General features: G+C 46.6%; 8 protein-coding genes and 2 tRNA genes. 1 reads left to right on the top strand and 9 read right to left on the bottom strand.

From position 1 onward, the window contains the following. Positions 1–83: 83 nt before the first annotated feature. A complete protein-coding gene (locus BLV90_RS08170) occupies positions 84–848 on the bottom strand; it encodes a type III pantothenate kinase (protein ID WP_091739067.1) in 765 nt (254 codons plus the stop codon). Positions 849–1346: 498 nt separating this feature from the next. Here BLV90_RS08170 and BLV90_RS08160 point away from each other — a divergent pair, with 498 nt between their 5' ends. After that, positions 1347–2507 (top strand): S8 family peptidase, encoded by a 1161-nt coding sequence (locus BLV90_RS08160; RefSeq protein ID WP_091739060.1) that lies wholly within the window; start codon positions 1347–1349, stop codon positions 2505–2507. 547 nt (positions 2508–3054) lie between these two features. Here BLV90_RS08160 and ftsH read toward each other — a convergent pair. The 8 genes from ftsH to BLV90_RS08115 form a co-directional block, all read right to left on the bottom strand. Next, positions 3055–5025 (bottom strand): ATP-dependent zinc metalloprotease FtsH, encoded by a 1971-nt coding sequence (gene ftsH, locus BLV90_RS08150; RefSeq protein WP_091739054.1) that lies wholly within the window; start codon positions 5023–5025, stop codon positions 3055–3057. Positions 5026–5091: 66 nt separating this feature from the next. Then, positions 5092–5637 carry a hypoxanthine phosphoribosyltransferase gene (hpt, locus tag BLV90_RS08145; protein ID WP_091739051.1) on the bottom strand — a complete coding sequence of 182 codons (546 nt, stop codon included), beginning with the start codon at positions 5635–5637 and terminating at the stop codon, positions 5092–5094. Positions 5638–5686: 49 nt separating this feature from the next. After that, the gene (tilS, locus tag BLV90_RS08140) at positions 5687–7096 is read right to left on the bottom strand and encodes a tRNA lysidine(34) synthetase TilS (protein WP_177167958.1); all 1410 of its coding nucleotides are present in this window, start codon (positions 7094–7096) and stop codon (positions 5687–5689) included. A 169-nt stretch (positions 7097–7265) separates the two neighbouring features. Beyond that, the gene (gene spoIIE / locus BLV90_RS08135) at positions 7266–9725 is read right to left on the bottom strand and encodes a stage II sporulation protein E (protein ID WP_245726296.1); all 2460 of its coding nucleotides are present in this window, start codon (positions 9723–9725) and stop codon (positions 7266–7268) included. A gap of 367 nt (positions 9726–10092) precedes the next feature. Continuing rightward, positions 10093–10581, bottom strand: a complete 489-nt coding sequence (locus BLV90_RS08130) for a ribonuclease FAU-1 family protein (protein WP_177167957.1) — start codon at positions 10579–10581, stop codon at positions 10093–10095. A 146-nt stretch (positions 10582–10727) separates the two neighbouring features. Continuing rightward, positions 10728–10804 (bottom strand) — tRNA-Met (locus BLV90_RS08125). 68 nt (positions 10805–10872) lie between these two features. Beyond that, a tRNA-Met gene (locus BLV90_RS08120) sits at positions 10873–10947 on the bottom strand. Positions 10948–11061: 114 nt separating this feature from the next. Further along, entirely contained in the window at positions 11062–12309 is a 1248-nt protein-coding gene (locus BLV90_RS08115) for an exo-beta-N-acetylmuramidase NamZ family protein (RefSeq protein ID WP_245726295.1), read from the bottom strand. Positions 12310–12378 lie beyond the last annotated feature (69 nt).

The raw sequence follows: 12378 nt of genomic DNA, 5'->3' as shown, positions 1-12378 counted from the left end.
GCTTTGGAGGATGATGTTTGATCCCAGTTTGAAACCCATAGGAGCGGGAATGTTCTCCTTAAAGCGATATTGGCTAGATTCACTCAATGATTTCGCTGATAAATCAGCTTCAGACCCTCTAATGTCAGCAAAGGAGCCACTTCATCAATCGTTTGTGTTTCTTCGCAGATCAACTCAGCCAGCCCACCTGTTGCAACTACCGTAGGACGTACGGATAACTGTGCCTTCATCCGACTCACAATACCATCCACAGCACCAACATACCCGTAATAAACTCCCGCTTGAATCGCTTTTATTGTATTTCGTCCCAACACATTCTCAGGCCTTACGATTTCCACCCGAGTAAGTTGGGATGCATGACGGTATAATGCCTCTGTTGATACTTGGATTCCAGGCGTAATCGCCCCACCGATATAGCATCCCTTTTCATCGATCAAGCAAAAAGTAGTCGCAGTACCAAAGTCGACCACAATAACCGGCGCACCATAACGATCAAGCGCAGCCACAGAATTGACTATCCGATCTGACCCTACTTCCCGTGGTGTTTCATATTGAATGTTCAACCCTGTTTTAACCCCTGGCCCGACAATTAACGGCATACGATGAAAATACTTCTGCACCAATGTTTTTAGCACATAAATAAGCGGCGGAACCACCGAACAGATGGCAACTCCTTTTATCTCAGATAAACGAACACCTACATGCTCAAATAAACTCTTCAGTCGCATTCCGTATTCATCTTCAGTAGCGCGACGGTCTGTATGGATTTTCCAGTTATAGACCAACTCATCTCCCTGGTACAAGCCCAAAAAGATATGGGTATTTCCAACATCCATCACCATCAGCATGGTGCCCCACCTGCTTTTCCAAAAAAAGTTCAACTTCATCATAGCAATGCTCAGTAGGGAATTCAAATGGCTGGATCATGCTGAATTCACTAGAAATTTCGACTTAATTTAAACAATTTCAATCCCATTAAACCACTTCAATCACACTATTTTTTTACAATTAACCATTTTTATAATGGAATATTAACCCAATAATAGCCTGCTTTTCCCGTTTGTTTTTATGGAGTGCCTCCTCCATTCTGTCATGATGTTGATCATCCAAAATGGACACCTTGAGATAAATCCTTGATACCACAGCATTTTCACGTTGAAAAAGCTTCCAAAACCCACAGGGGACGCCTATTTTCAAACTTTTCTCCATACCTGTTAAACCCAATAAAAAGAGGTTTATAGTTATTTTTTTAAATTAATTATCTCAAAATTGTTGAAAAAAATAAAATAAATAATTTACAATAATAAATGATCAACACCACTTTAACCGTGATAAGGAGTGATTTGATGAAGAAGACCGCACTTTTTGTTTCTGCAATTGTACTGTCCGCAGGTGTATTTACCACTCTAGCTCAGGTAAACGCTCAAACACCGGACAAATCATCATCCAAAAGTTCTGAAATCATTGTGAAATACAAGAGTGGTGCTACAAGCTCCAAAATCTCTGCTCTCAACGAGTCCATGAATGCCAAAGTAACTGGCGGCAGTGAAGGACTGGATTTCAAAACGGTCGAGGTTAAAGGTTCCGCTAAGGACGCTATCAAAAAGTTTGAAAAGGATTCGAACGTAGCCTACGCTGAGAAGAAAATCACCTTCAAAGCAACTGCTGATCCAAACGATACTGACTTCTCCAAGCAGTACGGTCCTCAAACCATAAAAGCTCCTGAAGCTTGGGAAACCACCAAAGGTAAAAAAGACGTAAAAGTTGCAGTTGTAGACACCGGTGTTGACTACACCCACCCTGATCTCAAGGATAAAGTAGAAAAAGGTGGCGACTACATCAACAACGATAAAGATCCGAAGGATGACCAAGGTCATGGTACTCACTGTGCTGGTGTTATCGGCGCTGTCACTAACAACAACGAAGGTATCGCTGGTGTCGCTCCTGATGTTACCATCTACGCTGTTAAAGTGTTGGATGAAAACGGTAGTGGTGATAACGAAACCGTTGCAAAAGGGATCAAAGACGCAGCTGATGCTGGCTCAAGCGTAATCAGCCTCAGCCTTGGTTCCCCAGAGAACTCCAAAGTTGTTGAAGATGCAGTAAACTATGCTGCTGATAAGGGTTCTGTTGTTGTAGCAGCTGCTGGTAACGACGGCTCCAAAGATCCAGGCTACCCAGGTGCAAACGAAAAAGCCATCGCTGTTGGCGCAACAGATAAGAGCGATAAAAAGGCTGAATTTTCCAATTACGGTTCTGATTGGGTAGATGTAGCTGCTCCTGGCGTTGACATCCTCTCCACTGTTCCTGGTGGTAAGTATGAAGAAATGTCCGGTACTTCCATGGCTACTCCTCACGTAGCTGGTGTAGCTGGTCTCGTTGCTTCCACTGGTAAAAAAGGTGACGAAGTCCGTAAAGCTATCGAAAGCTCCGCTGATAAAGTAGACGGCACCGGTTCTGACTGGAAATATGGTCGCGTAAACGCAGCTAACGCTGTTAAGAAATAAGAACACATAACTATCAGATCATTAAACGGGGAAAGCTTCATTCGCTTCTCCCCGTTTTTTTTTAACAAAAAATGACCGGATCGTTACTTTTTATACAGAGAGAAACGGATGATTCTACTCTACTAAGACCATCTCACCAACACGTAGGCAAACGTAATAAAATTGCATCTGGATTTTACCCAGAACAAAAGGGCCTCAAGGAATTCTCCTTGAGGCCCTTTTGAGTATAAAAGCTCAATTTTGACACTCCCACAGCTGAAGTGCCCCGGCACTCCTCCGAGTGCACCCCAATGGCACTTCCGGCGTACCCCAAGAGCAGCACTTCCTTCGGGTGCAACCCCAAGGTCACTTCCTCCGGGCGCGTCGTTAGCATACACAGTCCGTTTGTTTAGGACAACGCTCAAGTTCAACATCCAACAGGTAACAACAACCACGTTAAGCTCAAAGTCCTACTATGATCGTCCGACACTAGGTCAAATAGCCTACACTCTATTTTTTCCATACAAAAAGGATGCTCATTTTGGAGCATCCTTTTTGTATGAGATACTTAACCTTCATTCTTAGGATCTTCACCTTCAGGCTTCTTATCATCTACATCCTGTTCCAAGGGTCCAGGAGCGGATTTAGTACTGTCTTCGTCCTTACCCTGAATGTTTACAGAGACATCGGAGTCAGGTATAGGATTATCCAATTTGCCATTCTCCATCAGTTGTTTAATCTCATCCACATCAAGGGTTTCTTTTTTATACAAGGTTTGTGCAACGATTTCAAGAAGATCCCGTTTTTCCAGAAGAATCTCTTTTGCCTTGTTATAACAGGTTGTAATCAATTCTTGCATTTCTTGATCGATCTCATAGGCAACTGCATCGGAATAGTTTTGTTCTGAATTGAAATCACGGCCCAGGAAGACCTGCCCCCCTTGATTTCGTCCGAACTGCATCGGAGCGAGACGCTTACTCATTCCATACTCTGTAATCATACTCCGAACAATAGCAGTTGCCTTTTCAAAGTCATTGTGAGCTCCTGTACTAATCTCATTGAAGACAACCTCTTCCGCGGCCCGTCCACCTAAGAGACCAGTCACCCGGTCGAGAAGTTCGCTCTTTGTCATCAAGAAACGATCTTCCTTCGGCAACATGACTACATAGCCGCCTGCTTGACCGCGTGGAACTACCGTAATCTTATGCACGGTATCTGCATTTTCAAGGAAGTAGCCGACTACCGCATGACCACCTTCGTGGTAGATAATCGTTCTCTTCTCTATTTCGCTAATGACCCGGCTTTTCTTCTCTGGACCAGCGATGACGCGATCAATAGCCTCTTCGATTTCGGACATGGTTATCTTTTTCTTTTGCCGACGAGCCGTCAACAGAGCAGCTTCATTCAAGAGATTTTCCAAATCTGCACCTGTGAAGCCGGTGGTACGCTGGGCAATCCTATCAAGGCGGACATCCTCTGCCAAGGGCTTATTCCGCGCATGCACTTTCAGCACGGCTTCCCGTCCAATAACATCGGGGCGATTCACCGTGATCTGACGATCAAATCGGCCCGGACGCAAGAGTGCAGGGTCTAGAATATCCGGGCGGTTAGTAGCCGCGATCATGATGATTCCTTCGTTTGCACCAAAACCATCCATCTCAACAAGCAACTGGTTCAAGGTTTGCTCACGTTCATCATGGCCGCCACCAAGACCCGCCCCACGTTGACGTCCCACTGCATCGATCTCATCGATAAAAATGATACAAGGAGCATTCTTCTTCGCCTGTTCAAAAAGATCTCGAACGCGGGAAGCACCCACACCTACGAACATCTCCACAAAGTCAGAACCACTAATGCTAAAGAAGGGAACCCCTGCTTCACCAGCAACTGCACGTGCAATCAAGGTTTTACCCGTTCCTGGAGGCCCAACAAGTAGTACCCCCTTCGGAATACGAGCACCAACAGCGGCGAACCTTCGTGGATCCTTCAAGAAGTCGACGACCTCGACTAGCTCCGCCTTTTCTTCATCGGCACCTGCAACATCCCCGAAGGTAACCTTCTTCTTCTCTTCGTTGTACATCTTCGCCTTCGACTTACCGAAGTTCATTACGCGATTACCGCCACCCTGGGCCTGGTTCATCAAGAAGAAGAACAGCAACAAGATGATGATAAAGGGAATGATCGATGTGAAAAAAGTGAGCCAAAGGGATTGTCCTTTGGATGGGTTAAACTTCGTTTTGGTGCCAAACTTTTTATCCGCATTTTCTAAATCAGCAACCACGTCACTACCAACGGAATAAGGCCCATTGGTGATAAACGTCTTACCCGGGTTCGCTTTATACTTACCTTCAATGCGATATGTGTTACCCTCCGGACGAACGGTGACCTCAGAGATCTGTCCGGCCGACAGCTTCTGCTGGTAATTCGTATAGGTTAACTGTTCCGTCTCCGCCCTTTGGTTGTATACAACGTTTACAATCCCGACGCAGACAAGGATGAGAATAATATATAATCCGGAATTCCGGAAGATGCTTTTCATCCTTGACCTCCTCTCAAAATACCACTTTCATCATTTTACCACAGCGAATATGGGGTCACAACTAACTCAAACTTGATCGGTATAGATCGCTTTTTTCAGAACACCTATGTACGGAAGGTTGCGGTATTTCTCCATATAATCCATCCCATAACCTACGACAAAGGCGTCAGGAACTTCAAAACCTGAGTAGTCCGGCTTCATTCCAGTAGTACGACGGCTTGGTTTATCTAATAGTGTAACCACTTTCGTGGAGGCAACATTCCTCCCTTGCAATAGATCCAAAAGATAATTCAATGTTAATCCACTGTCGATGATATCCTCGATCACGAGCACGTGACGGTTTTCTACTGGCGTATCCAAATCTTTAATAATCCGTACGACTCCAGAGGATTCTGTAGATGCTCCATAGCTGGAAACAGCCATAAAGTCCATCTCCAGGTATGTATCGATCTGGCGTACAAGATCGGCCATGAAAGGAGCTGCTCCCTTCAATACACAGATACACAGCGGGTTCTTATCTTTATAATCCCGTGTGATCTTCTCGCCCAACTCTTTCACTTTGCTCTGGATAGCTTCTTCGGAATATAAGATCTCTTGGATGTCATCATGCATGGGGGTACCTCCTGAACGAAATATGTAAGCAGTGCAATCACGTACCATCTTACCTAACGATGTCCCACTTCCAGGATAGGATGAGATGCGTTGTTGTATCCCTATCCACTAATGCCCATTCTGATCGTACAAGCCCTGGGATCCATAGGATCTCTTCTCCGTGAAATACCAAGGGAATACGATCCCGTTTTCGCTTCGGAACCTTCGCATCGATAAGAATATCCTTCACCTTTTTTCTTCCATGGAGACCCTTTGGCCGTATCCGATCACCAGGACGGCGAAATCGGACAGTAAGAGGTTCCTGCAACACGGCCAGGTCAAATACAGCACAGTTATCCTCTAAATCAGGGGGCAACTGGGAACTCGTCCAAGCCCGGAATGTCCCGTAGGGTAATTCCGTTTTTCCAGGAATGTGAAGATGAAGGGGTTGAAGAGGGTGAGTTAAAGTAGAGGTGGATCGCTCCTGGGGTTTACAAAAAACATGTAGGCAATCGTACTCCCGTTCAGCCTTCATCTCCCCAGGTAGATAAAGGGTTGCCGCGGGATTAGATCCAATGATAAGGTTTCGAATCCCTTCTACAGCATGATGGATCGAAAAATTTGCTTCTTTTTTCACAAGACAATTTAATATTAGTTTAATCACCCTTCTTTGTAAAGCGATATCCAGCGTGTTGAGGCGTTTAATATCAAGGGTGATCCAACCCTCCATCTCCTTGACAACTACCTCTTTCCACGCCCTTTCCTCCAATGGCTTCCAATGAGAGACTTCACCCTGGGCCAAATTGGATAATTGGAGAATCGACTCACGCACACGAGGGTTATATGTCTCAAGAAGTGGCAACAACTCCAAGCGAATTCGGTTCCTTGTATAATTAACGTCCTGATTGCTCGCATCCTCACGAGGAGTAAGGCCCTTTTCTACACAATAGGCCTCTACTTCTTCACGTGTCACGCCAAGCAAGGGACGCACAAGGCGAAGATCACTCCATTCACGGGAAAGAGGGATGCCAACTAGTCCTGCTGGGGATGTTCCCCGTAAAATGCGCATGAGCACGGTTTCTACTTGATCATCTGCATGATGGGCAAGGGCAAGTACATCAACATTCCGTTCAGTAGCTACACGAGCAAATGCGTCGTAACGAAGTCTACGAGCCACATCCTGCTTATTTCCCCCCTTTTTTTTCAATGTATCCTCTACCCGGACACACTCAACAACAACAGGGATCCCCCAATTTTTAGCCATTTGTACAACAAACTTCGCATCCTCGAGGCTTTCCTCTCTACGTAGCCCATGCTCCACATGGACTGCAGTAAGCCTCCACTGATACCGCGGGGCTAGTTCTCCTAGGGCGTGGAGTAAAGCGAGGGAGTCTGCTCCCCCAGAGACGCCTACTAATACATGGCTTTCTCTAGGTAATAAATTGTGCTGATCGATCCACCATCTCATCTCCTGCAACACGCTCTTCTCCACCCCCATAGATAGCAATATTACCCGGGGGATCCATCCCCGGGTAATATACCCCACTCCATCGATTTCAAGCAGGAACTTTTACTCATGAAACCTTATCGACAATTGTAATCTTTTTTACTCCCTGATTCAATTTATGAGGCTTTCAGGCTAAAAATCTTCACATTCCTGCCACATGCTTACGAGAGAGCCGTCCAACCCCTGGCATGCGGATAGTTGCCCACTCAGGTACATGCCGCTCCACCCGTGCCACAAGTACCGTCATATCGTCATCGATGTCCCCCTCATGATGACGGACTACTTTCTCTAACAGACAATCGGCAAATCCTTGAGGATCTTTGGTGTCGATGTCGGCAATAAGACGCTTCAGATGGGCTTCGCGATTGGACATAAATCGCGGAGCGTCATAGATCCCATCCGTCACCATGATTAAGAGATCTCCCGGCATCAATTGCATATCCAACGCATCCACCTCAATGTTGCGCAAGATTCCCAGCGGTGGATTACCCGCGGATACACCAAGTACCTCATCCCCCCGCTTTATAAAACCGGGTGTTGATCCGATTTTTAGGAAACGGGATTTGGCAGTGTTTAAATCCACCATCGCTAAATCGATGGTAGCAAACATCTCATCAGTCGAGCGCAGACTTAGGATGGAATTGATGGTGGTTACCGCCTTCTCCTCATCCATCCCCGCAGTAAGTAGCTGTTTAAGAAGCGCCAAGGCTGCACTTGACTCCTCTTGGGCCCGGGTTCCGTTCCCCATCCCATCGCTTAAGGCGACGGCGTATTTCCCAGTCCCTACATTCATGGAACAATAGCTATCCCCCGAAAGCCATTGTCCACCTTTTGCCGCACCTGCCGCACCTGTCTTCATTTCAAAGCGCTGTGCGGACCCTAGGGTAATTGAAGAGCCCGTCGAACGGCCATGCACCATTTTTCCTTGGACACTGATCGGTTCCCCCACGATCTCCGTCAATAATGGCGCTACCAGTTTACGACACTCGTCTAAGGCATCACTGTGCGGCATAGTTACCTCAATCTCCACTCTACCCTCCTCTAAATTGATCACTTCTACCCGCTGTATCGATAGCCCCAAATCTTCTAGGGCTTGATGAATCTGTTCTTCCTGAGCGGCCATTACCTGGGTTTCCGTTCGAATCTCCTTCGCCAGGTCCGCCATTACTCCTGCTACCCCTTCTAGTTGCTCTGAAACAAGCCTTTTTGATTCTTTCATCCGCTCTCTCCACATCAGATCCTGCTCATAGGAGGCATACTCTTCCTGGATTTGCTCCAGCACTTTTTCTCCTTTCACACAGTGATCTGACCAGGAACGGGGAATGGCTATAGGCTCGTCCACTCCATTCATTTCAACCCTAGCCATAAGATCCGTCATCCCATTGTAAGTGGCTACAAAGTTTTTCTCCCAGCACTGTCGGTATAGATGACAGGACTTGCAGGAGCGCTCTGCCACTCCATCGATGAACTGGTTCATATGGTTCTCATCCTTGCGCGATGCTCGATTGGCATCTTCGCGAAAGCTCTTCGATAACTCACCAAAAAGCTCTTGAAACTGCTCTACCTTCGCCGCAGTCACTTCACGGAGGCGACGAACGTATTCCTGCTGGGATGTTTCGTTCTCAGATGTCCCTGGAATAAATCGACCCATCGCATGTAAAATTCCTCGCGGGGTTATCAGAAAGCAAATCATCGCTAATACCGATTCCCTAAGAGAGGTCCAAATCTCTGTTGTCCCGCCACCGTAGAGAGCGAGGATGGATGTCCCCAGCATAAATCCTACCGCTACCCCCCAGCGTCTCCCTTCTCGAAACAACCCCGCTAATAAACCAGCGAAAGCGAGTAAACCTACCTGAGTTAATGCCTCGATATCCGACAAGCTCATGATCATCCCTGTTATCACACCCACTGAAGCACCTAGCATACCCCCGCCCGCCAGTGCTAATAGCATAATGAGATAACGAGAGACCACATTGATAACGGACATATCCGAAATATTCCACCCGATGGTACCTGACACCACAGATGCTGCTAAAATGACCAAACAGATAATCTCTTCATACCGCAGGGAAAATTTTTGCCGCCGTACAGTGAAGAGGGGTAGGGATTGGACGAAAATAAAGGTGAGGATGAATGAAAGTAATACGTCCACTCCCGCCATCATCCCCCCGAAGGGGGTCCACCCTTCTATGTAAAGTCGCAAAAGGTGGGCCCCTACGCTGGTGATTAATACAACAAAGGGCGAGTAATTGAGCTGCCCCTTCCCCAATAGTGTAAAAAGTTTTTGCATAATGAGTAACCAGATGAGTACGCCAGTAATCCATGCGACATGTGTCAGCCCCAACGTAGAGGCTCCTAGGATGAGTGAAATCATGGCTAAGGGCCATTGCCTTCGATAAAGATGCATTATCACCCCCATGTATGCGACCGCAAAAGGGGAGACGGTATCCAAGATCATCGCTCTGCCTAATAAAAATCCCATGATAAGAATGGGGATGTCCCATGTCGCAAAGATGCCAATCCTTCGCCGGGAAATCTTCTGTCGCTCTTTTCCAACGGACCGATTGATGATCGATCCCAGTTGCGAGAGTCGCATTTGCATTTTCATCCACCCCTTGTCCAATTCGTGTAGCTCTGATTATAGCTGGATAGGAATAGATAAGTTTGTCATAATGACTGCTAAAGAAAAAAAACTTTCCGACAATTTACCAACTACTTTTTTAATCGATTGCACCTATGGAAGAAAGCCAAAACACACTCACCAAAATGAGTACGAACGTTCCCTTTTCTTCCCTTTATTATGCCTGACAGTCAGTGTCCTTCTCTGTCGAGGCGGCACGAAATCCTCTCTTCTGCGACAAAACTGGTGAAAAAAACTCTTTTCCAAACAATTCACTGACAAAAATCAATATAAAAAACCGCCTTGTATCAGGCGGTTTCATTCTTCTCCCTGAGGAATCATCGAATGATCAACTCTTCTGTTGAGAGGAGTCCGAGAGAGGAAACATCGTTGCTTCATGGATATATCGCGGAATAAAGGTTCGATTGGTCTGCATGCGGATCATCTTATCCAGAGTTTGCAATGTATGCACCTGTTGCCGCTTTTTCAACTGCCCTTTGTCAATTGCAGCCGAAAACTCATCCACATCAATCAGATGGTAGCGACCATCTGGGTAGACGATCAAATCCAACAGGAGATCTACCATGACGTATCGGAGTCTTCCTACCTGGCGCATCTCCATTACATCACAATAATAGTAGAGGAATTCCCCTGATTTAAGAAATACCTTTGAGATGGTATACCCTTTTTTGACGAAGTACCAGGTAAGAAAAATCCGTTTTCCGTCAGGGTTGGAATACTGGGTAGCAAAGCAGTGACGCCCCCGCCAATCCCGTACCAACTCAGTGTAGGTCTTGTTGATCGTCGTAAATTTGATCTTTTTTATGGAGACATCCACAATACCACCCCTACACCCGCTGTTCCAGCAAGCCGACCTCATCCTAGGATTCCCTTATAGTGGATCTCCCAACCAAGGAGTCCCTCTCAAGGGACATAAAAAAAGGCGAATGTTTCCCTGTTCTGGGGATCAACCTCGCCTTCCCTTGGTAGCGGCGGAGGGTCTCGAACCCCCAACCTCACGGGTATGAACCGTACGCTCTAACCAGTTGAGCTACGCCGCCACATTCAAAAGGGGAGGACAGGAGGATACTTGCCTCATACCTGCTACCCTTCCCCTTTGGTTTTCATTTGGTTGCGGGGACAGGATTTGAACCTGTGACCTTCGGGTTATGAGCCCGACGAGCTACCCCTGCTCCACCCCGCGTCATTCCTAAGCACAAATATGATTATACAAAGGATCATATACTATGTCAACAATTTTCATTAGATATCTTCTTTTATCCAAATTGCCCGGGAAATGGTTGATCAAAGGAATAGATTATCGATATAAGAGATAGGTTGCTCGCTTTATTTTAAAAACATCTAGTTCCCTATTAAATTTCGCCTCTATCGTTTTTGCTGACTCGCCCGCATCGATCCCTTTGCGAACACGATCCGATCCAGTCAGCTTATCGATCCAATAAGAGTCTCCATCCTTTCGCCATGCAAAGTCCTTAGGATAAAGTCTCTTCACTGTTTCAAGAATGGTTAACCCCGTCAATGTGGGACGAAATATCCGCGAATCTGTGACGTACACCTGTACACCTGTCACTGTCTGCCCTTGATACTTAGAAAATGTAGGGGTGAAAGCCGCCTCACGGAAAGAAACTCCCGGTAGCTTTGCTTTATTAAGTTCCTCTGCCCATTCCCAGCCCTTAATGTAGGGGGCACCAAGGAGTTCAAAGGGGCGAGTTGACCCGCGGCCTTCAGAGAGATTGGTCCCCTCAATCATTCCTGTACCGGAATAAACCAAAGCGGTGTCCAGTGTGGGCATATTCGGGGAAGGGGGTACCCAGGGAAGATCGGTGTCTGTATAACGTTCTTTTCGGTGCCACCTCTTCATGCGAATGACCTGTAATTCGGGCTTGTGGGTTAAAAATTCCCCGCGAAACATCTGGGCCAACTCACCTACTGTCATCCCATGGCGTTGGGGGATTGGATAAAGTCCTACGAAGGAACTATAAGCAGGATCTAAGACAGGCCCTTCTATTCGTGTACCGCCTATCGGATTGGGCCGATCCAATACGACAAAAGGTTTACCCGCCTGAGCTGCGGCCTCCATCGCATATGCCATTGTATAGATATAGGTGTAATAGCGGGTTCCGACATCCTGAATATCAAAGACGAGTACATCGACTCCGGAAAAAAGGGGAATCATCTCCTGAGGCTGTTTTCCGTAGAGGTTGATAAAAGGAAGCCCTGTGCGTGGATCTTCAAAGGAGCCTGGTGTATCTCCTGCCTGCTCAGTTCCCCGGACTCCATGCTCCGGCCCGTATACCTTCACAACATTGATCCCTTGCCTTAGCATCGCATCTAAACCATGTTCATAGGAAGAGGTGATCCCTGTAGGATTGGTAATCAAGCCTACTTTTTTTCCTTCTACTAGACTGGGATTCTCTAATAATATTTGCAACCCTGTCTTTACCCCATTTTTTATATGCTCCGGTTTTCCACTCACTCCGGTGGTTCCCATCAACCCTAACACCATTAGCATAGCCAACAATCCGGCCCAGCGACTTTTCTTCAATCCGCTCACACTCCTCCGGGCTGTCTCTTCTTTATGTTATTCCATCCCCTCTGCTCTTGACCGACTATT

The sequence above is a fragment of the Marininema mesophilum genome (assembly GCF_900106775.1).
Taxonomy (GTDB): domain Bacteria; phylum Bacillota; class Bacilli; order Thermoactinomycetales; family DSM-45169; genus Marininema; species Marininema mesophilum.
This window is presented reverse-complemented; position numbering and strand designations above follow the sequence as displayed.

Excerpts from the sequence above, each read along its gene's own strand:
- BLV90_RS08170 (WP_091739067.1), bottom strand. The coding sequence starts at position 848 with ATGCTGATGGTGATGGATGTTGGAAATACCCATATCTTTTTGGGCTTG.
- BLV90_RS08160 (WP_091739060.1), top strand. The coding sequence starts at position 1,347 with ATGAAGAAGACCGCACTTTTTGTTTCTGCAATTGTACTGTCCGCAGGT.
- ftsH (WP_091739054.1), bottom strand. The coding sequence starts at position 5,025 with ATGAAAAGCATCTTCCGGAATTCCGGATTATATATTATTCTCATCCTT.
- hpt (WP_091739051.1), bottom strand. The coding sequence starts at position 5,637 with ATGCATGATGACATCCAAGAGATCTTATATTCCGAAGAAGCTATCCAG.
- spoIIE (WP_245726296.1), bottom strand. The coding sequence starts at position 9,725 with ATGCAAATGCGACTCTCGCAACTGGGATCGATCATCAATCGGTCCGTT.